This is a genomic window from Nocardia sp. JW2, assembly GCF_051843015.1.
GTDB classification, from domain to species: Bacteria; Actinomycetota; Actinomycetes; order Mycobacteriales; family Mycobacteriaceae; genus Nocardia; species Nocardia coubleae.
Map to the genome: position 1 here is coordinate 624,425 of NZ_JBPXLK010000001.1, position 20,121 is coordinate 644,545.

The window sequence follows — 20,121 nt, forward strand, 5'->3', positions numbered from 1 at the left end:
TGGATTGAACCAACCCACGTTCGCCGCCGAAGACACCCTGCCCCGGGTTCCGCTGCCGACACTGGAAGACAGTTGCGCGCGGTTCCTGCAGTGGTGCGCTCCGCTGCTCGGCGCCGAGGAATACGCCACCACCGAGGGCGCGGTAGCCGAGCTGCTGCGCCCCGGTGGGGCCGGGCGCACCCTGCACGCCGCGCTGGCCGAATACGACGCCACACCCGGTGTCGGCAGCTGGCTCGACGAGTTCTGGCCCTCGCGTTACCTCGGCCGCCGCGACCGGATCGCGCTCAACGCCAACTTCGTGTTCCTGTTCCGCGACGACACGCCGCTGGCGTCGTCGACGGTGGCGGGGCAGGCCGAGCGGGCCGCCGCGCTCATCGGCGCCGCTGTCGACTACAAGCTGGCCCTGGACGCGGAGAAGATCCCGCCGGTCACCCAGCGTGGACAGCAGTTGTCGATGTGGCAGAACAAGTACCTGTTCTCCGAGACCCGGATTCCGGGCGAGGTGCAGGACTCCGTTCGCAAGCCCTACAGCGACGAATGGCCCGGGCCATCGGATGCCCGCCACATCGCGGTCTTCTACCGCGGCAACATCTTCCGGATGGACGTGGTCGGGGCCGACGGTGCGCCGTACGCGTTCTCCGACCTCGTCGACGGGCTGCGCGCGGTGATCAAGGCGGGCACCAAGCCGGCCGCCACCGACACCTCGGTCGGTCATCTCACCACCAAGGCACGCGCCGAATGGGCCCGCAGCCGGGCCGCCCTGCGCACCGTGCCCGCCAATGTGGAGGCGTTCGACGCCATCGAGACCGCACTGTTCTCGGTGTGCCTCGAGGACTTCGCGCCCCGCGACGAACTGCACGCCTGCGATCAGCTCCTGCACGGCGACAGCGGCAACCGCTACTTCGACAAGTCGGTGTCGTTCATCGTCTTCGCCGACGGCCAGGCAGGCATCAATATCGAGCACTGCGGGCTCGACGGCACAACGGTGCTGTCGTTCGTCGACGCGCTGCTCGAGCGCGGCGCCGACGACCACGCCGCCACCAGCGGTGCCAAGGCACAGGGACTGCCCGCCGTGGAGCCGGTCGAGTTCGAGCTCGATTCGGCGGCACGGGCCGATATCGCCGCCGCCGGAGCGGATTTCGCGAAGTTCGCCGCCGACACCGCCACCTCGCTGGTGTCGTTCGACGACTTCGGCACCGCCGACGCCAAGAAGCTGGGGATCTCGCCGGACGCGTTCGCGCAGTTGAGTTATCAGCTCGCGCACCGGCGCAGCAAGGGCATCACCGGGGCGACCTACGAGTCCATCGCGACCCGCCAGTTCCGCAACGGCCGCACCGAGGCCATGCGGGTGGTGACACCGGAGATGGTGGCCTTCGTCGACGCCATGGTCGATCCCGAGGCCGACCAGGAGACGAAGCTCGCCGCCGCGCGGGCCGCCGCGGCCGCGCACGTGAACCGCGCCAAGGAATGCCAGGCCGGCCAGGCGCCCGAGCAGCACCTGTGGGAGCTCGAGTGGATCCAGCGCCGCCGCGGTGCCGAGCTCGGTGTGGACGGTGAGCGGATCGCGTTGTTCGACAGCCCCGGCTGGACGGTCATGCGCGACGACTACCTGTCGACCAGCTCGGCGCCCTCGCAGTACATCCGCTACTTCGGTTTCGGGTCGACCAGCCCGCGCTGTATCGGCATCGCCTATGTGCTGCTGCCGGACCGCTGGAACATCTACCTGGCCACGCCGAAGTCGGTGGCCGATCAGATGTATGCCTTCGCCGACCACCTGCGTACGGCGGTTGGTGAGCTGCGGGAGTTGCTCGCGGCATGATCGGTGTCCCGCGCACCCCGGCCCACCCCGGCCGTGGTGCGCGGGAAAACCGCTGTGCACGGTGTGAAACAATCGGTCACCGTGAAGAACTTCGAGTCCCTGTTCGCCGAGCTGACCGAGCGTGCCAAGACCCGTCCCGAGGGGTCGGGCACCGTGGCCGCGCTGGACGCGGGCGTGCATTTCCAGGGGAAGAAGGTGCTCGAGGAGGCCGGTGAGATCTGGCTGGCCGCCGAGCACGAGAGCGACGAAGCCCTCGCCGAGGAGATCTCCCAGTTGCTGTACTGGGTGCAGGTGATGATGGTTGGTCGCGGGCTGACGCTCGAGGACGTGTACCGACATCTGTGACGGCTGATCCGTCCGGTTCGACACTCCTCCCGTCATCCCCGAAAGGACCACCTTCCATGTTGCGCGTCGCAGTTCCCAACAAGGGCTCGCTGTCGGAATCCGCCGTCTCCATCCTCAGCGAGGCCGGCTACCGCAAACGCACCGACTCCCGTGACCTCACCGTCCTCGACCTCGCCAACCAGGTCGAATTCTTCTTCCTCCGGCCCAAGGACATCGCCATCTACGTCGGCTCCGGCGAGCTCGACCTCGGCATCACCGGCCGCGACCTGGCCATGGACTCCGGTTCCCCGGTCACCGAACGCCTCTCCCTCGGCTTCGGCCGCTCCACCTTCCGCTACGCCGCCCCCGCCGGGGAGGACTGGAAGGTCGAAGACCTCGCCGGCAAGCGCATCGCCACCTCCTACCCGAACCTGGTGCGCGCCGACCTGGCCCGCTTCGGCATCGAGGCCGAGGTGATCCGCCTCGACGGCGCCGTCGAGATCTCCATCCAGCTCGGCGTGGCCGACGCCATCGCCGACGTGGTCGGTTCCGGGCGCACCCTGCGTCAGCACAACCTCGTCGCTTTCGGCGAGTCCCTGTGCGACTCGGAGGGCGTGCTCATCGAGCGCACGGGTGCCGACCGCGACGACCGCGCCCGCAACCAGCTCATCAACCGCATCCAGGGCGTGGTGTTCGCCCAGCAGTACCTGATGCTCGACTACGACTGCCCCAAGTCGCTGCTCGACCAAGCCGCCGCCATCACCCCCGGTCTGGAATCACCGACCGTCTCGCCCATGCGCGATCCCGACTGGGTCGCCGTCCGCGCGTTGGTCCCCCGTAAGCAGGGCAACGAGCTGATGGACCGTCTGGCCGAACTGGGTGCCAAGGCCATCCTCGCCACCGACATCCGCTCCTGCAGAGCATTCTGAGTCGCTCGTTGGCGGCCCTCATCTGTCCGCACAGGTGAGGGCCGGATCTTCCTGCTGTCCTGACTCTCCGACCTACTCGGGCTTTCCGGTTCCGTAAGTCGGTCGTTTTGTTTCGGGATGTCGCGGTGTGACATCCCGAGTCACGTGTGGCGAGGTGCGTTGCCGGTACACCGTGCAACCGGTGGCGCACTGAACCACAAGAACGCCTACGTCGGCCAAGTCGGTCACGGTGAGCGGTTCTCCGCACTTGAAGCAGGTCGCGGTGATCTCCTCATTTCGACTGTGCTGTTTCAAGGCGAGCAGGACAGAGGGCATTTCGGGATGTTTGTTGCGGATGAACTCGGGGACCTCATATCGGTCAGCATCGCTGGACATCGATCAGTACCTGCCTGTCTCTCGCATCTGCGCTATCTCCCGCTTCATCTCTTCTACCTCTTCATCGGTGATCGCCCACTTGTCCCGGTTCGCGATGATCATCTCTCGTGCTTCGATTTCATTGTCGACGATGGAGCCCCCACCGTCTGCCCCGGCAGACACCTCGCCTGCGGCGTTCTGGCGGGTGTGTATCCATTCCTCGCGCAAAATCCTGACGTCGGTCGCGTGTTCCGGCCGGATCATGATGAGATCGCCGAGCGTAACCGCGTGCATGTCTTCCGGTGCGATTCCCTGCATCCTCGCGCAGAAGTTGAGATATTCGTCCGCTTCCTGGTCGGAACGCACCTCGATCCCGTCGCGTGCGATGTCCGCGAGAACGTCCTGGAGAGCCTGTTGCCGGTCGGCTGCCACGGTGGAGTCGGAGGCAGTCGTGTCGGGTTCGGTGGTGTCGGGGCGATTGTCCGGTTCGGCTTTACCCGCCGGTCCGGTGTTTTGGGACGTGTTGGGATCGGCGAGATCTTCCGGGCTGGCAGGGGGTCGACCTGCCTCCACGGTCGGCTGAGTCGGAGTCGGATTGCGTGGTGGTGCAACGGTATGGGGATCACGGAGAGTTCCCTCGTCGGGCTCATCGTCATCGTCCTTGCACTCTGTCGGGATGAGGCCGAGGGGGTCGCGCCAGGTGAGGGGGTTGTGGGGGTAGGTGTGGGGGTTGGGGGCGGGGGTGAGGCCCAGGGGGTCTCGGGTGAGGTAGCGGGCGGTGTGGGGGTCGTAGACGCGGTGGTGGTTGTAGTGGAGGTCGGATTCGGAGTCGTGGAATTGGCCGGGGAAGCGGAGGGGGGTGCTGGTGGTGCCGTGCCAGGTGGTGTGGCCCCAGAGGGAGGTGGTCGCGGTGGCGGTGGGGCGGCCGGTGGTGGGGTCGACGAGTTCGGTGGGGGTTCCGGTGAGGTCGGTGATGACGGCGCAGCACTCGGGTGAGGTCGGGTGGTCGATGGTTTGGGTGAGCGGGACTGGGGTGCCCGGACGGTATTCCCAGCGGGTTGTTGTTGTGCCCGTGTAGCTTTCGATCAGCCGGGTGTCGTCCCAGGTGAAGTCGGTGCGGGCGAGGACGGTGCCGTCGACGGCGAGGTGTTGTTTGGTGGTGCGGCGACCGAGGGCGTCGTAGGTGTAGCGCCACCACTGCAGGTCGGGGGTGTAGACGTCGGTGAGCTGGTCGAAGCTGTTGTAGCGGTAGTGCCAGGTTCGTTCGCCGGAGGTCTTGCGGATCAGGCGGCCCGCACGGTCGTAGTCGTAGGAGCTGTGTCCGTCGTGGATCAGCAGGTTGCCGCGGTACTCGCGGGGGCCGGTAGTGATGTTGCCGAGCGGGTCGTAGCTGTAGTGCTCGGTCAGGTGGTCGTTGTGGGCGACCGCGGTGACCCGGCCGCCCGCGTCGAGCGTGTAGTCGCGGCGCAGAGCAGCAGCCCGTGATCGGGTCGTGCGCTGGGCGGTGACGTATCCGTCTGCGCGGTAACGGAATTCGTCACGACGAACACTCTGTGGAGCGGGTCGCGTCGACCCACCGAGGTCGAGGGAGACCAGGCGGGCGGGGAATGCCGTCACCTCCTGGCCGACGAGACGGCCGAGCCCCGTGACCTCACGGGTGACAGCCACCTCGCCGAGGCGCCAACCGGTGAGATGCCCGGCCACGTTGTACTCGAGGGTGATGTCGTGCGCGCCGATTCCGATGCGGTCGACGCGCCCGGCCAGGTCGTGATGCCAGGTGGTTTCCGCCCCGGTGGGGCTGGTGCGGGCGACGCGGCGGCCGTGCCGGTCGTAGGTGAAACGCAGCGGCGGCCGGGCATCGACCTGCTCGGATTCGAGCAGACCGGCCGGGCTGTACGTGTATTCGATGGTGTGGCAAGGTGTCTCACCGTTGCCCGTGGCTGCGGTGAGGATGCGACCCGCCGCGTCGTAGGTGTGGCGGATCCAGTCGCCGTCGTCGGTGACGATCTCGGTGCGCCTGCCGAGGATGTCGTAGCGGTGGCGCCGGGTGATCCCGGTGGCGGCGGTGACGGTGGCGAGACGACCGGCCGCGTCCCACGTGTACGTGGTAGTCGTTGCGGTGTAATCAGTTTCGGCGATGAGCCGACCCGCGGTGTCGTATTCGTAGGTCCAGGACTGGCCGAGGGGATTGTGGACGGCGATCAGGCGACGTTCGGTGTCCCACTCGTACCGCGTGACCGACCCGTCGGCATCGGTGCGTGAAGCCAGCAGATCGAACGCGCCGTAGGTATAGGCGGTGACACCACCGGCGGGATCGGTGCGGGCGACGATATTGCCTTCGCCGTCGTAGTCCCACGATTCGCGGCGACCGTCGGGATCGGTTCTGCCGATCAGGTTTCCGGCCGGTGACCATTCGTAGCGGGTGACCGCACCGGCCGGATCGACCGTGCGCACCACGCGTCCCGCGGCGCCGCGTTCGATACGGGTGGTCGCGCCGAAGGCGTCGACCAGGGCGACCGGCAACCCGGCGGCATCGACCCGCACCGTCGTGCGCACCCCGTCGACCACCACGTCGGCCGGTGCACCCGAGGGATGATAGGTGAACTCGGTGCGGGAACCGGTGGGGTCGGTCGCGGCGAGCAGGTCACCGTTGTCGGACCATTCACGGCGATGGACCGCACCGTCGGCCGTGGTGATCGTGGACGGCCTGTCACGCCAGGCGTAGTCGTATTCGAGCGAAACACCGTCCGGGCGAATGATTTCCACCGGATCACCCGCGCCGTTGTAGCGGTAGGTGGTGGTGGTCGCAGGGTCGGGACCGGTGACGGTCAGGGGCTTGCGGTCGGCGTTGTAGTCGGTGTGGAAGTGGGCGCCGTCGGGGGTCACGAGATCACGCAGTTGCAGCTCACGGTCGAAACCGTGCGACGTCACCGCGCCGAGCGAATCGGTGACGGCGGTCAATCGGCCTGTGCCACCGGGGAAGTCGATGTACTCGTAATCGCAGTTCAGCATGCCCGCAGTGCCGCGCTGATGGACGACCCGACCGGACTCGTCGAAGGTGTTGACCATCCGATTGCCGTTGGAATCGGTCCATGACGTCATCCGGTGGTTCGCGTCGTAAGTGTAGTGCGTGGTCGCGCCGACCGCGTTGGTGACAGCTGTCAAGTCGCCTGATATATAACCGAATTCGCGGATGGGCTCGTGGTGATCCTCGGCGACGAGAGTTAGACCGGTGACCCGTCCGCCCGCCGTGTCGACCCGAACCCGGTACCCACCGGAGTGCGACACCTCGACCGGAACACCCTCGGTGTCGTAGTGGAACCGCACCCGGTTGTGATGCCGGTCGGTGATCGCCGAGACGGCATAGTTCCCGAGCTCGGCATCGAGACCGTCGAGCCCCGGCTCCGGCGCGAAATGCCAGATCAGCTCGCGCTGACGGTCCCACGCCCGGTAGCCGCCGGTGTCGGTGCGGGTCAGCGACCAGGCGCGACCACCGGTGAGCGGGTGCACCGGCTCGTCCACCGCGGCATGCGGGAAGGCGAGCATGATGCCGTCCTCACCCACGAAAGTGACACCGCCGTCGGAGACGATGACCCGCGCGTCCAACGTTCCCGACCACGACGGCCCGAACCAGCGGCCGAAACGAAAATTCGAATGATGCGAACGGCGCAGCACGAGCGGCAGGACACCCGGCAGCTCCAGATCGATTTCGGGCAGCAGGAATTCGCCGGTGCTGATATCGACCGGGTCTTTGGAGCAGGTCTTCTGATCCGGGGTCCGGTCGTGTTCCGCGCCGGACGTGCGTGCGTGGTCGTGGGCATCGCGGTCGGCGTCGGCACGGTCTGTGGGGGTGGGGTTGTCCGCGTCGCGGTCGGTGTGGTTGTCGGGGTCCCGATCTGGGGTGTTGTCGGTGTTGTCGGGGTCGCGTTCCTTTGCGCGATCGGTGTCGGGGTCTCGGTCGGGAGTGCGGCCGGTGGGAGCGTTCGGATCGCGGTCTGTTGGGGAGTTGTTGTCGCGTTCTGGTGTGCGGTCCGCGGGCGCATCGGGGTCGCGGCGGTTCGTGGTGTTGTCGGGGTCGCGATCGGTGGAGCGCTCGGTGTCGGGGTCGCGCTCGTGGGTGTGGTCGGTGGGGGATTCGTTGTCGCGATCTGGTGTGCGGTCTGTCGGCGCATCGGGGTCAGGAGTGCGCGGCGCGTGTGTGTCAGGGCTGGGGGTTGGAGACCCGCTGAGGTGTTTCGGCGACGGGGCTTCGGTCGTGGTCCGGACGTGGAGTGGGGTCTGCGTCGGTGCGCGGCGTTGCGTGGTGAGGTGTGGCCCGGGTGGGGGAGTCGGTTGTCCGGGGTGAGTGCTCGCCGGAGCGGGCCGCGCCGAGTGGGCGACCGGGTGAGTCGGGTGCCGCACCCGCACGCGATATCTCCGGGGTGGGACGTGATTCGGGTGTGGAATCACGGTGCGGCCGGGGCGATGTCGGATCAGGGCGAGCCGGTGATTGCGGGGTGTGTGGTCCCGCCGCCGGGGAGGTTCCGGGCTGGGTGCGAGGCGTCGCGCCATCGGGAGTCGATCGGGGTGCTGTGCCGCTGTCGGGGTGGGCAGTGTGGCCCGGTTGCCACATCGCGGACGGTGTCGCGGGATTCGACGTGGACGGGGTGTCGCCGGTAGCAGCGGTCGGTCGGGTGTCCGGGCTCGTCGAGGACGGTGACGTGTCGCTGGTCGGCCGGGTCTCGGGCGACGAATCGCCGTAGTTGCCCGAATCCGTGCGCGTGGTGGGCGAATCCGGACCGCCGTCGGTGCGGGTGTGCGGGGAATCAGAAGGACCCGACTGTCCCGGCGTCGAGTCACCTCGCTGCTGCGGTACATCGTTCGCCTGCTGATTCGGCGACGAGTCGCTGCGCTGGGGCGGGTCGTCGGTCCGGTGGATCGGCGCCGGGTCTGTTCGTTGCGTCGGCGCGTCGGCGGGATCGGTGCGCTGGGTCGGTGCGTCGTTCTGGTGCGTCGACGCGGGCTCGGTGCGTTGTGTGGGTGTGTCGGTGTGGTTGGTCGACGCGGGCTCGGTGCGTTGTGTGGGTGTGTCGTTCTGGTGCGTCGGCGCGGGGTCTGTGCGTTGGACGGGTGTGTCGTCGGTGCGCTGTGTCGGTGACTCGCCCGGGTCCGTGCGCTGGGGTGTGTGCGGGTCGGTGCCTGCAGCTTCCGGACGTGGTTCGGTGCGCGTCGGTGGCGGGTCGGGATCGGGGCTGCGTTCCGGGGTGGGCGCGGGCTCTTGGCGGGTGGGCTCGGGCTCACGGGTGGGTGCGGGCTCGGCCGCGGCCGGATTCGGGTCGTTGTCCGGTTCGGTGCGCGTGGCGGGCGCGGCCTGACGTGGCTCGGTGCGCTCGGGCGTCGTGTTCCCGGCGCCGGTGTCCTCGGTCCGCGGCGCCGGTGCTTCGCGCTGTGGTGCCGCCTCCACCGGGCGAGCGTTGCCCGGCGGCTGATTGTCCGTGGAATTCGGCAGGCCTGCGCTCCGCCGCGGATCCTGCTGCCCCTGCGGGTCGGTCTGCCGCGCCGGATTCGGGTCCGTCTGGCGCGCCGGAGTCGGGTCGGGCGAACCGGTGTCCCGGCCGGACACCCGCCTGGCCGCGTCGGCGGCCCGCTTGGCCGCCGAAACCGCCACCTTCGCACCGCCACCACCACCGGTCGCGGCGGTGAGGATCAGGTCGGGGGCGAGCGAACCGGCGAATTCGAACGGGTTGGCCCTTGCCTCCTTCAGGATGGCGTCGACCGCCGCACCCGGATCGGCGGCGGCGACAACGAGTCCCGTCCCCAGATCGGACAACCCTTTGGCGTATTCGGCGGGATGGGTGATGTTGTAGATATCGGTTGGATTCACCTGGCGGACGAATTGCACCATTCCGGTGACGGCGGTGAGGAATCCGGCGGTGAAATTGAGGGCGGCGTGGTCGAACACCCCTTTGAGATCGGAGATATTGGCGATCCACCGCTCACTGAACGGCGGTTCCTTCGGCGCCCGCTCGGTAGCTGTCTCGATCGCGCCGACCGCGATCGACGCGCCGTTGTCGCGCTGTACCCGTGCGCCGCGCAGGATCTCGCGCGCCTCGTTGCGAATGGCCGTCCAGGTGTCGATGAGCGGATTGGCCTGCTGCTGCTCGCCGGTCAGGCCGTTCCACCAGGTCTTCTGGCGACGTTCTTCGGCATCGGCCGCTTTCCAGCGATCGATGGCGGTCTGGGCCTTGTCCTGGGCGGCTTTCACCTCGTTCTGCCAGGCTTTCAGCGCCTCCGCCGCGGCTGCCATCGCGTCGGCGCCGTCGAACCACAGTTTCGGCTGTTTGTCGTAGACGGCGTTGAACGCGTCGGCGCCCTTACCGGTCCATTCGGCGGCATCGATCTTCTGCAGCGCCTGACCGGTCGACTCGATCGCCTCGGCCATCTTTGTCAATGTCTCGGCGGCGGAACCGATTTCGGACGGCTCACCAAGGATCAGCTCTTTAGGGTCCTCGGTCTGCCCGAGCTCTTCCTCTTCGACGTCGCCGCCGGTCGCGGAGGCGATGTTGTCGCCGAGGTCGTCGAGCGCATTGCCGATCTTCTCCAGCCCGACATGTTTGGCGGCGTCACCGACCACGTCCAGGCCGTCGTCGATGATCTGGCCGGCACCCTCGACGACATTCTCGACGCCGTCTTCGATCGCGCTGCCGACTTTGTCGAAGATTTCGCCGATCCCCACGGGTTACTGGCCCCCCTGCTCCTTCTTCATGATCTCCGCGGCTCGCTCGGCCGCACCGGTATTCCAACCGGGAGTTTCACCGGTGAGTAGGCTGCCGGTCACCGGACTGATATTCGCGTACGCCTGCGGTCCGACCGCCTCGATGACCTTCATATTGGCCTGAATGTGCTGGCCGGCATCCTGAAAGGACTTCACGCTGTAATCGGCGTTGCGAATGTGATTGAACGAATTGTCGGCGAACGTCTCACCCCAGGAACGCTTGGTGATCTCCTCGCCCGACAGATGTGGATTGCCCGCCATATGCGTCCACATCGTCTTCAATGTGTCCTCGGACTTGGTTTCCATTTCGTCGTAGCGGCCCGCCGCCAATCCGAGCGTGCGGGCGATCGAGTTGCCTGCTTGCACCAGGGCGCGCACGCCCCACGACCATCGCTCGGTGAACTCCTCGAAGGTCTTCTGCACGGTGTGTTTGCCTGCCTCGAGCGTCGACATCGTGAGCAGCGCGAATCCCCGGCCCATATTGCCGGTTTCGCCGATCCCCATCGCCGACAGCTCGCCGATGGTGCCTTCGATGCCCGTCGCGGCCTGCTGCAGCACCGCCGGGTCGACTTTCACCGTGGTCATCGCATGCCCTGCCCGTCTGTCGCGTGTTCGGTGAGATCAGGTGGAAACGCCATCGGCGCGGATCCGAGGATGTCGATCGCGATTCCGGCTGGTTCGTCGCGCGTGTCCAGGTAGTCGCGCAGGCGTCGCCCGAAAATCCAGTGGTAGCGGTAGTCCTGGTCGAGGTCGGTGGCGTCGCCGAGGCGATCGCGCGCGGCGATGAACCGGGCGTATTCCTCGACGCTGGTGAACGTGCACAACCAGTCGACACCACCGAACGGAAGGAAGAAGACCCGGTTCTCGGCGGTGAGCGGAACCAGCAGGGCCGCCTGTCGAAACGCGGCGTGCAACTCTTCCGGCTGCCCGAATCCCGCGTAGAAGGCGGCTATTTCGGCGTGGAGGCGTTCCCTGCCGTCGCCATCGGTCATCCGACGCAACCTCCCCCGTGCCCCGTCCTTCACTCTCGAACGGCAGTGTACGCGAATGGCGGCCGTCGTAGGGAGTCCCGTAATCCAGGGGTTTGTCGGACAATTCGCGCGATTCCGTGTGCGACGGGGGTGAATGCCGAGGTCGTGAGCCCGGCGGTCGATCGGTCGAGATCGGTTCAGGGTGAGTGTAATCGGTGTGTGCGGGCGGGTGGCGCGGTTAGTTTCCGGTTCTCGATGAGGAACGCAAGGAGTCACAGTGTCGCAAGCAGAGACCGAGCCGAGGCCGGGTAGTGCTTTCAGGTGGAACGAGGATTGGGCGGCGACCGTTGTCGGTCTCGTGCTGATCGGTCTCGTGCTGGTGGGGGCTGTTCCCGATTGGCTGGTGCCGTGATGGCCGAGGTGAGGACGACATCCGAAACGGCTGCGGTGCAAGGCAATACGCGAACGACGGGTGCGGATATCGCCGCCGGGGTACTCCTGGTACTCGTGCTCGGCGCGCTGACGCGATTCTTCGACACGCAGGTGCCGCAGTGGGCGGCCGATACGCCGTTGAAGCGGGTCGCGAAGAGCATCGAGTACCCGGTGTACGCGATTGCGATCGGCCTGATCGGCAACCTGGTGCTCGGCAAACTCGGTCTGCGGGATCGGCTTTCGGCCGGATTCCGGACGGAGTTCTTCATCAAGACGGGCGTGGTGCTGCTCGGTGCCTCCGTCAATCTGAAGATTCTGGTGACGGCGGCGGCGCCCGCGATCGTGCAGGCACTGGCCTTGATCACCATTGTTTTCGGATTCACCTGGTGGTTCGGTGGGGTGCTCGGGCTCGACGACAAACTGCGCGCCCTGCTGTCGTCGGCGGTGTCGATCTGCGGGGTGAGCGCGGCCATCGCGGCGGCCGGAGCGGTGCAGGCGCGGCGTGAACAGATCGCGTACGCGGCCTCGCTGGTGATCATCTTCGCGCTGCCGTCGATCTTCCTGCTGCCCTGGCTCGCCGACCTTCTCGGGCTTTCGGATGCGGTCGCGGGTGCGTGGATCGGTGGCAATATCGACACCACAGCCGCAGTGGCCGCCGCCGGTGCGCTCGCGGGCGAGGAATCGTTGCAGATCGCGACGATCGTGAAGACGACGCAGAACGCGCTGATCGGACTCGTCGCGATCGCGCTCACCGCGTGGTTCGCGTTCCGGGTCGACCGCACGCCGGGTGCCGCGCGCCCGAGCCTCGGTGAATTCTGGGCCAGGTTCCCGAAATTCGTGCTCGGATTCGTCGCCGCGTCGATCATCGGCACCCTGTACCTGCAATCGGTCGACAAGAAGACCGGTGCCGCGCACATCGCGATCGTGAACGACCTGCGGACCTGGTTCCTGATCCTGGCCTTCGTGTCCATCGGCCTGGAATTCTCACTGCGCGGATTGCGCGAGGCGGGGTGGCGGCCGATCGCCGTCTTCGGTTCGGCGGTGCTGGTGAACCTCGCTGCCGGACTCGGCCTTTCGGTGCTGCTGTTCCGTGACTTCGCGGCGTGACGTGGTCGAACGCTCGCCCGGCGGGTACCGGAGGGGCTGCACCCACCGGCAGCGCCGAGCCCGTCTGCGGCTGAGGAGGGGCGCCCAGGTGCTCTGAGCGGTCAGGTCGCGGCGCCGAGCTTCTGGGCGCAGGCGAGGAGTTCTGTGCGGTACAACTCGCGGTCGCCAGGGGAGACGGCCGGATGCAGTGGCCCGATCTGCAGCTCCCAGCGCGGAACCTCGTCGCGGTCGAACACCGGAGCCGCGAGGTAGGCGATGGGTAACGGCGCCGCCGCGGCGAGGTCGGCGGCGGTGTGGGGGTAGCCGCTGAGGTCGCCGAGCAGGCCGAGGACACGACGGCGTAGTGGTCCGGAAGCCGGTGAATGTGCCAGGTGGCCCGCTACTTCGGCGAGGACATCGAGGGTGGCGAGGTCGGCGGGGTCGATGCCCCAGACCGCGAGGCCGGCGGAGCGGATCTCGGCCAGTGCGGTGGTCAGTTCGTCGCGTCGGCCGGGGTCGGCGGTGGCCAGCCACGCGCGCTGCCGTTCCGGCGCGCAGAACGCGATGACACTCGCGCCCGCGGGAGCGCGCAGCGGCACGCGGGCACCGACCTCGATCCCGGCGGGCACCCGGCCGTGATGGGCGGCCAGGCCGACGAAAGTCATCGAGGTCGACGAGACCACCGCCAGCGCGGCGCCACACCCGACCCGGCGGGCCAGCTCCCGCAACGCGGCGTCCGCGCCCGCGGGTGCGGCTGCCCGGTGTGCGGTGGGGAACGTGGGCCCGAGTCGGTAGGTCAGGTCGCGAGAACGCCGCGCCCAGCCACGCGACTCCAATGTGGTGAGGATGGCGGCGACCGTCGACCGGCTCAGTGCGAGCCGGTCGGCGACGCTCGCGGCGGTGAGCGGCGCCTCGGTGGCGAGCAGTTCGACGACGGAGACGACCCGATCGGTCGGTGGTGATGTGCTCACGCATTCCCTCTTGTTCTTCCCGACGCGGTCGTCTACCGTCCGCGTGCCGAAAATCCGACTCGACGACACGAATATTCGTGTCCGGAGGAATGTTATGCCGAACTCGTCGCTCCTGGACCACCTCGACATCACCGATATCGACTTCGCCTTCCAGGACACGCCCGACCTGCACCGTGTGCTGGCCGACCTGCGCGCCCGCCGACCGTACGCGATCGTCCCTTTCGCGGGGACGCGTGCGGTGCTGCTGCTCACCCATGACCTGGTGTCGGCGGCCTTCAAGGACGAGGAGACCTTCCCGGCCCAGGCGGTGTACTCGCTCACCACCGAGCCGGTGCTCGGCCGCACCTTGCAGTGCATGACCGGCGACGAACACCGGGTGAACCGGGCCATCGTCGCCCCACCGTTCCGCCGCAGTCTGGTGAGCGGCTGGATCGAACCGCTCCTCGCGCCGATCGCGCACGAGGTGATCGACCGCTTCGCTCATCTCGGCGCCGCCGACCTGGTGGCCGAATTCACCACGCGCTACCCGGTTCTCGTGATCAGCAGATTGCTCGGCCTGCCCGTCGGCGACGAGGCGACGGTGTTGCGCTGGGCGCACGACCTGTTCTACTTCCCACTGGATCCCGCTGCCGCACACCAGGCTTCGCGCGAGTTCGCCGACCATGTGCTGCCGATCATCGCCGCACGGCGCGAGCAGCCCGGTGAGGACCTGATCTCGAAGCTGGTCACCGAGAGCGTCGAGGGAACCACCCTGTCCGACGATCAGATACTCGCGTTCCTGCGGCTGCTGTTCCCGGCGGGCGCCGACACCACCATGCTGGCGCTGGGAAATACGTTGTCCGCCTTGCTGACTCACCCGGACCAGCTCGCCCTGGTGACAGCCGACCCGGAGGAACAGGCCGAGTGGGCGATCTGGGAGGGATTGCGCTGGGAACCACCGGTCGGGCTGCTGCCGCGAGCTTGCCCGAGGGACACCCACTGGCAGGGTCTCGACATTCCCGCGCTGACCCCGATGTTGTTCGCCGTCAACGCGGCTCACCGCGACCCGGCGAAATACCCGGCGCCACACGAGTTCGACATCACCCGCCGCGCCACCACCATGCTCTCCTTCGGGCAGGGCCCACACAGTTGCCTGGGCAGTTGGCTGGCGCTGGCCGAGCTCCGCACCGCCCTCACCGCTCTGCTCACCCGCCTGCCCGGCTTGCGGCTGGCCGACGCGACGGCGGCCGAGGACGCCACCGTGACCAGCCAGGTGGGCACCGCACTGCGAGGCCCAGGTGCCCTGCGCGTGCGCTGGAACTGAGCGGTGTCGTTGTTCGAAGTCGTTTTCAGTAGCGCTCGAAGCGCTGTTCAGTGAGACCGCCTAGGACTGGTGTCGTTTCTCGAGTGATGTGACGCAGGTCGAGTGCTGCGACCCCGGGGATCCACGTGCAGCGTCTCAGCCCTTGTCAGCGGGATGGGCGGCGGATAGGAATATCGGGTGGCTGATCAACAGAGTGTTGCCCGGATCGTTACGGCCGTCTCGTCGGTCGTGGTCGCCGTGTGTGCGGTGGTGGTGACGGTAAAGGTGGCGGGTGCTGATCTCGACCCTGCCGAACCACCGCGGGTGCTGGACCAGGCAGCGCTGGAGCAGCAGGTGGCAAACCGGTTGCAGGGTGTGAGGGATCAGCCAGTGGGTAGGGTGACCTGTCCCGGTTCTGTTCAGGTCGTCGTCGGTAACCAGTTCGATTGCGAAATATGGGATGACCTGCATTCCGTAGCGCGCGTTGAGATCGTCAGCGATCAGGGCGAGATCGAGGTCACCAGGTCGTGACAGGGAGCGGGATCCAGGTTGATCCAGCATCTGCTGGGCTCGGTTGCCCGTGCCCGGGTCGCGCATCACCCAGCCGACCGTCAACGGCATGGATGCGCCATGATCAGGCGGCCGCCGCCGCGCGGCTTTCCTGCGACCGCAGTTCGTCGGCGGTCAGGACACTACGCTCGGCCAACGCTGAATCGGCCATCCCGCAACCCCGTGCTGAAGACGAGTACGAGACACGCCGATGATCGCCAGTCCCGTTCAGCTGCAACCGAATCCGCAGGTGAGCACTGAACAGGACTTCGACAGTCGACCAGCGGCTTCGGTGCCGGCAACATCCTGGCGCGTAGGCTGAACCTGGGGTTTTGTCCGGACAACAGCGGATCGGGGCGAACACATGTCGAACAAGAACGAACACGAAGAGAAGATCGAAAAGGAACAGGTCGAGCGCGAGGAAGAACGCCGTCGGCTGGAAGAAGAAGAGGAACGTCGCCTGCGCTAGGCGACGAACGGTCCGACCAGTTCCACAACGGCCTCGGGTCGTTCCACCTGCGGACTGTGTCCGGATCCTGCGACGACCCGCGGTGTCAGCCCGGCCTCGGTGAATTTCGCGATGTTCGCGGCCGAGGGGGCCAGAGTGTCGTGCTCACCCCAGATCACCAGCACCGGCTTACCGAGTGCGGCGAGCCGCTCCGCCACGGCGCGCTCGTCGTTCATCGTGGTCGCCGCGGTCGATCGGCACACCGTCCGGTGAGTGGCCCGCTCGAGTGACCGATGCGCGAGAGCCGGTGGCGGAAAATCCTTGGCGAACCCGGCCTGCAGCGAACTTTTCGCTATCGCGTCGATGCCGCGGAAGCGATCTATGAGTGCGCCGAGGACCGGCTGGCAACCCAGGGTCTTCATCGCAGGCATGTCTTTGAGGCCCGCGCCGCCCTGGGTGTCGATCACGGCGACCCGTTCGATCAGTTCCGGCTTCTGTTCGGCGACGAGCGTGGCGATGTGGCCGCCCATGGAGTGCGCGACCAGTGCGGCGCGCCGGATTCCGAGTACGTCCAGTGCGTTCTCGACGGCTGCCGCCTGCCCGGTGGCGCTGTAGTCGTCGTCTTCGGTGGTCGCTTCGGACCCGCCGTGGCCGACCAGATCGATGGCGACGACACGGTGGCCCGACGCCGCGAGAGCGGGCGCCACCTGCTCCCACCATTCGATCGACGACAGGTAGCCGTGCAGCAGGACAACAGCACGCTCGCCCGACATCGGACCGTACTCGCGCACATTGAGGTCGGGGCCCGGCAGTGCCAAAACGCGACCACCTGCGAACGGTGTGGCGCCGTGGGAGTCGCGGTCGACGAGGAATGTGTTGACCAAGAGCGCCGCGAGCACTCCGGTCAGCACCAGCGCGGCCGGACGCACACCCTTCGGGAAACCCATCCTCACCCCTGAAATCAACCGAACCGCAACATAACCCAACCTACTGGGCGGTCGGCCATGAAATGAAGGCGGGACCGAGGATTCCGGTGGCGCGATGACGATCGGGAAGGCGACGAGCAGGCTCAGACGTCTTCGAGGGTGCGGACCAGGGGAAGGCCGAGGTCGATGTCGGTGGTGGTGGCGTCTCGGGTGGGCCAGCCGGGGTAGGGGGGTGGGGTGCCGCCGAATTCGGGGCACAGGGCGTGGAAGTCGCAGTAGCGGCACATCGAATTGCGTTGGGGTGGGAAGTCGCCTGTGCGGCCCGCGTCGAGGATGGCTTGCCACAGGGCGGTGAGGATGCGGGCGAAGCGGTCGAGTTCTTCGCGGTCGGGGGTGTAGGTGAGCAGCACCTTGTCTGCTAGGTAGATCAGGCGCAGCTGTGCGGGGAGGATGCCGCGGGTACGCAGGATGACCAGGGCGTAGAACTTGAGCTGGAACAGGGCGCGGGCCTCGTGCTGGGGGCCGGGCGCGCGGCCGGTCTTGTAGTCGACCACGCGCAGCAGACCGTTGGGCGCCACGTCTATGCGGTCGACGAAGCCACGCAACGGGATCTCACCGTCGAGGTCCACCTCGACCCGCTCCTCCAGACCGTCCGGATCGAAACGGGTGGGGTCCTCGAGCTCGTAGTACCCGGCGACCAGGCGGCGCACCTCCTCGAACAGCGCCTCCGGACCACCCGCCGCCACCAGCTCGTCGAGCCCCTCCCGACCCGCCCGCACCCGCTCCCACGCGCCGGGAACCAGCTCGGCCGCCCGGTCGGGCCCACGCTCGGCCGCGGGTAACCCGAACAGGTCCTCGAGCACCGCGTGCACCACCGTGCCGCGTACGGCCGCGCGCGTGGGCGGTTCCGGCACCCGATCGATCGCCCGCAACCGGTACTTCAACGGGCACTGCTTGAAATCGGCTGCGCGCGAAGGAGACAACGCCGGACGTGACCGGGTGACCGGTTCGGCGGAAGTCTCGTCGGCGATCGACGCGGACAGGGGCACTGACATGTTCGCCACGGTAACGGCACCTACCGACAGGTTCACGATTCGTCCATCGGGGCGGCGTCTGTCAAGATCGCCGAATGCGAACGATCCGGGTGGGGGCGGCCGTGGCCGCGATGATCATGCTCAGCGCGTGCCAGGAAGAACTGCCACCCGTGGCCACCGCCACACCGGCGTCGACCAGTGCACCGGTGACCAGCACCACCACCGGGCAGGATCTGCGCACAGGCAAGCTCGCCGAGGGCGCCCGGATGGCCGACGCCTTGACTCCCGGCTCCGAGATCGACCCGGTGTTCGTGCGCAGCGGCCAGCTCGGCATCCTCACCGACGCCATGCTCACCATCATGACCGGGCACAACACCGCCGTGAGCGCGGCGGCGACCGCCAACGGACTGATCACCGGCTTCGTCGCGTCGCGTTTCACCGACGCGGCGGCGATCGCCGACACCGAGTGGCTCACCCACGGCGTGATGCGTTTCCCCGACGCCGCGTCGGCGACGGCGGCGGCCGACGACCTCGCCACCGCGGCGACCACCCAGCGCGGCATGCTGCAAACGGACGACTGGGTGGCCACCGACTTGCCTACCGCGCCGGACAGTCGGGTGGTCACCATGGAGAATCGGGACCGGCTCGAAGCCATGGCTTTCACCCCCCATCGCGAGTACGTGGTGTTCACCAAGGTGCGCAAGGGCGGCTTGGCCGAGGTCGAGAATATCGTCCGCACGGCACTGGAACATCAACTACCCCAGCTGGATTCGTTCAAGGCGACCCGGGTCGACGAGCTGGCGGCCGTACCCTACGACGCGACGGGCATCCACGACCTCGCCGTCGGCGAAGGAGGCGCGAGCAGAGGCGCGTTCGGCAGGCTGGGCGCGGCGCACTACGCCGATGACCAGCAGGCTGCGCGCGCCGCATTCGACAAGGCCGGGGTGAGCGAGGTCGGCGTCGAGGGAACCATCGTCTACCGCACCGTCGACGCCGCCGGTGCCGCAAGCCTGCTCGCCGACCAGACCGCGGAGTACGGGTCGGACCCCGGGTGGAAGGCGGCGCCCGCCGCGCCGGATGCACCAGGGTCGGCGTGTTGGGCAGAGACGGACGACCGCAGCTGGCTGTGTCTGGTGACGGCCGGTCGCTATGCCGCCCAGGTGCCCGCGAAGTCGCAAGCCGAAGCGCACGCCCTCACCGCCGAACAGCACCGCGTGCTCACTGCCGCGAAATAGCTGACCCGTCGGTCGCGCGCGACGTCGCACCTGGCAGGCTTGAGACTTCCATTCGAAGAACGGGAGATACATGACGGCCAGACGGACCGGTCCATTCGCGATCGGGGACCGGGTGCAGCTGACCGATGCCAAGGGGCGCCTCTACACGGTGGTGCTCGAGGAGGGCAAGGAGTTCCACACCCACCGCGGCGGCATCAAGCACGACGACCTCATCGGCGCCGACGAGGGCTCCGTGGTGAAGTCGATCAACGGCACCCCGTACCTGGCCCTGCGCCCGCTGCTCACCGACTATGTGCTGTCGATGCCGCGCGGCGCCACCGTCATCTACCCCAAGGACGCCGCCCAGATCGTGCACGAGGGCGACGTGTTCCCCGGTGCGCGGGTGCTCGAGGCGGGCGCCGGTTCCGGTGCGCTGACCTGCTCGCTGCTGCGCGCGGTCGGCTCCGAGGGGCAGGTGATCTCCTATGAGATCCGCGACGACCACGCCGAGCACGCCGTGCGCAATGTGGAGACGTTCTTCGGTGAGCGGCCGCCGAACTGGTCGCTGACCGTCGCCGACGTGGCGAACTACGACGGCGAGCAGGTCGACCGGGTGGTGCTCGACATGCTCGCGCCCTGGGAAGCGCTGCCCGCGGTGTCGAAGGCGCTGGTGCCCGGTGGCGTACTCATCGTCTATGTCGCCACCGTCACCCAGCTGTCCAAGGTCGTCGAGGCGATGCGTGAGCAGGAGTGCTGGACCGAGCCGCGCTCCTGGGAGTCGATGGTTCGCGGGTGGCATGTGGTCGGGCTCGCGGTGCGTCCCGAACACCGGATGCAGGGGCACACCGCGTTCCTGGTGAGTGCGCGCCGCCTCGCCGAAGGCACGGTGACGCCGAAACCCCAGCGTCGTCCGTCGAAGGGCTGAGTTCGATCACGGTCTGCCCCCGCACCGGGTGCTACGGCGAGCCGATGAACAGCTGACGGAAGATCGGCACGGCATCGCGGGTCGGCGCGCCGAGCGGGGGCAC

15 protein-coding genes and 1 pseudogene are annotated in these 20,121 nt (G+C 67.8%); 9 read left to right on the top strand and 7 right to left on the bottom strand.

The features are described 5' to 3' along the window. Positions 1-4: 4 nt before the first annotated feature. From ACSVDM_RS02855 to hisG, 3 genes are all read left to right on the top strand, one after another. Complete coding sequence (locus tag ACSVDM_RS02855; protein WP_439262508.1) at positions 5-1,819, top strand: choline/carnitine O-acyltransferase; 1,815 nt, start codon at positions 5-7, stop codon at positions 1,817-1,819. 63 nt (positions 1,820-1,882) lie between these two features. Beyond that, positions 1,883-2,164 carry a phosphoribosyl-ATP diphosphatase gene (locus ACSVDM_RS02860; RefSeq protein WP_308017178.1) on the top strand — a complete coding sequence of 94 codons (282 nt, stop codon included), beginning with the start codon at positions 1,883-1,885 and terminating at the stop codon, positions 2,162-2,164. A 56-nt stretch (positions 2,165-2,220) separates the two neighbouring features. After that, positions 2,221-3,072, top strand: a complete 852-nt coding sequence (gene hisG, locus ACSVDM_RS02865; protein WP_439262510.1) for an ATP phosphoribosyltransferase — start codon at positions 2,221-2,223, stop codon at positions 3,070-3,072. A 378-nt stretch (positions 3,073-3,450) separates the two neighbouring features. Here the strand turns inward: hisG and ACSVDM_RS02870 are convergent, their stop codons facing one another. The 4 genes and pseudogenes from ACSVDM_RS02870 to ACSVDM_RS02885 form a co-directional block, all read right to left on the bottom strand. Continuing rightward, entirely contained in the window at positions 3,451-7,827 is a 4,377-nt protein-coding gene (locus tag ACSVDM_RS02870) for a DUF6531 domain-containing protein (RefSeq protein WP_439262512.1), read from the bottom strand. Between the two features lie 1,597 nt (positions 7,828-9,424). Further along, positions 9,425-10,141: pseudogene (locus tag ACSVDM_RS02875) on the bottom strand (putative T7SS-secreted protein); the annotation flags it as partial. Between the two features lie 3 nt (positions 10,142-10,144). Continuing rightward, the gene (locus ACSVDM_RS02880; protein ID WP_439262514.1) at positions 10,145-10,765 is read right to left on the bottom strand and encodes a hypothetical protein; all 621 of its coding nucleotides are present in this window, start codon (positions 10,763-10,765) and stop codon (positions 10,145-10,147) included. Then, positions 10,762-11,172 carry a hypothetical protein gene (locus ACSVDM_RS02885; RefSeq protein WP_439262516.1) on the bottom strand — a complete coding sequence of 137 codons (411 nt, stop codon included), beginning with the start codon at positions 11,170-11,172 and terminating at the stop codon, positions 10,762-10,764. Before ACSVDM_RS02885 ends, ACSVDM_RS02880 begins: the two co-directional genes overlap by 4 nt. Positions 11,173-11,428: 256 nt before the next feature. Between ACSVDM_RS02885 and ACSVDM_RS02890 the strand changes: the two genes are divergently transcribed. Both ACSVDM_RS02890 and ACSVDM_RS02895 read left to right on the top strand, forming a co-directional pair. After that, positions 11,429-11,563, top strand: a complete 135-nt coding sequence (locus ACSVDM_RS02890) for a hypothetical protein (protein ID WP_357146481.1) — start codon at positions 11,429-11,431, stop codon at positions 11,561-11,563. After that, positions 11,563-12,690 (top strand): YeiH family protein, encoded by a 1,128-nt coding sequence (locus ACSVDM_RS02895; protein ID WP_439262518.1) that lies wholly within the window; start codon positions 11,563-11,565, stop codon positions 12,688-12,690. The genes ACSVDM_RS02890 and ACSVDM_RS02895 overlap by 1 nt, the downstream gene beginning before the upstream one ends. Positions 12,691-12,791: 101 nt before the next feature. On the opposite strand, the gene ACSVDM_RS02900 is transcribed toward ACSVDM_RS02895, so the two are convergent. Further along, positions 12,792-13,640 carry a helix-turn-helix domain-containing protein gene (locus tag ACSVDM_RS02900; RefSeq protein ID WP_439262520.1) on the bottom strand — a complete coding sequence of 283 codons (849 nt, stop codon included), beginning with the start codon at positions 13,638-13,640 and terminating at the stop codon, positions 12,792-12,794. A gap of 94 nt (positions 13,641-13,734) precedes the next feature. Here ACSVDM_RS02900 and ACSVDM_RS02905 point away from each other — a divergent pair, with 94 nt between their 5' ends. Both ACSVDM_RS02905 and ACSVDM_RS02910 read left to right on the top strand, forming a co-directional pair. Next, positions 13,735-14,943 (top strand): cytochrome P450, encoded by a 1,209-nt coding sequence (locus tag ACSVDM_RS02905; protein WP_439262522.1) that lies wholly within the window; start codon positions 13,735-13,737, stop codon positions 14,941-14,943. A 177-nt stretch (positions 14,944-15,120) separates the two neighbouring features. Beyond that, the gene (locus ACSVDM_RS02910; RefSeq protein WP_439262524.1) at positions 15,121-15,453 is read left to right on the top strand and encodes a DUF4333 domain-containing protein; all 333 of its coding nucleotides are present in this window, start codon (positions 15,121-15,123) and stop codon (positions 15,451-15,453) included. 483 nt (positions 15,454-15,936) lie between these two features. Here ACSVDM_RS02910 and ACSVDM_RS02915 read toward each other — a convergent pair whose 3' ends face one another. Then, positions 15,937-16,866, bottom strand: a complete 930-nt coding sequence (locus tag ACSVDM_RS02915; protein WP_439262526.1) for an alpha/beta fold hydrolase — start codon at positions 16,864-16,866, stop codon at positions 15,937-15,939. Between the two features lie 122 nt (positions 16,867-16,988). Then, positions 16,989-17,900, bottom strand: a complete 912-nt coding sequence (locus tag ACSVDM_RS02920; protein ID WP_439262528.1) for a RecB family exonuclease — start codon at positions 17,898-17,900, stop codon at positions 16,989-16,991. Positions 17,901-17,974: 74 nt separating this feature from the next. On the opposite strand from ACSVDM_RS02920, the gene ACSVDM_RS02925 reads away from it, so the two are divergent. Then, the gene (locus tag ACSVDM_RS02925; protein WP_439262530.1) at positions 17,975-19,114 is read left to right on the top strand and encodes a DUF7373 family lipoprotein; all 1,140 of its coding nucleotides are present in this window, start codon (positions 17,975-17,977) and stop codon (positions 19,112-19,114) included. 70 nt (positions 19,115-19,184) lie between these two features. Then, complete coding sequence (locus ACSVDM_RS02930; RefSeq protein ID WP_439262532.1) at positions 19,185-20,018, top strand: tRNA (adenine-N1)-methyltransferase; 834 nt, start codon at positions 19,185-19,187, stop codon at positions 20,016-20,018. Positions 20,019-20,121 lie beyond the last annotated feature (103 nt).

Bases quoted from the DNA above. Each gene is read 5' to 3' on its own strand.
- ACSVDM_RS02880 (WP_439262514.1), bottom strand. From the start codon at position 10,765: ATGACCACGGTGAAAGTCGACCCGGCGGTGCTGCAGCAGGCCGCGACG.
- ACSVDM_RS02925 (WP_439262530.1), top strand. From the start codon at position 17,975: ATGCGAACGATCCGGGTGGGGGCGGCCGTGGCCGCGATGATCATGCTC.
- ACSVDM_RS02920 (WP_439262528.1), bottom strand. From the start codon at position 17,900: ATGTCAGTGCCCCTGTCCGCGTCGATCGCCGACGAGACTTCCGCCGAA.
- ACSVDM_RS02895 (WP_439262518.1), top strand. From the start codon at position 11,563: ATGGCCGAGGTGAGGACGACATCCGAAACGGCTGCGGTGCAAGGCAAT.
- ACSVDM_RS02885 (WP_439262516.1), bottom strand. From the start codon at position 11,172: ATGACCGATGGCGACGGCAGGGAACGCCTCCACGCCGAAATAGCCGCC.
- ACSVDM_RS02915 (WP_439262526.1), bottom strand. From the start codon at position 16,866: ATGGGTTTCCCGAAGGGTGTGCGTCCGGCCGCGCTGGTGCTGACCGGA.
- ACSVDM_RS02930 (WP_439262532.1), top strand. From the start codon at position 19,185: ATGACGGCCAGACGGACCGGTCCATTCGCGATCGGGGACCGGGTGCAG.
- ACSVDM_RS02905 (WP_439262522.1), top strand. From the start codon at position 13,735: ATGCCGAACTCGTCGCTCCTGGACCACCTCGACATCACCGATATCGAC.
- hisG (WP_439262510.1), top strand. From the start codon at position 2,221: ATGTTGCGCGTCGCAGTTCCCAACAAGGGCTCGCTGTCGGAATCCGCC.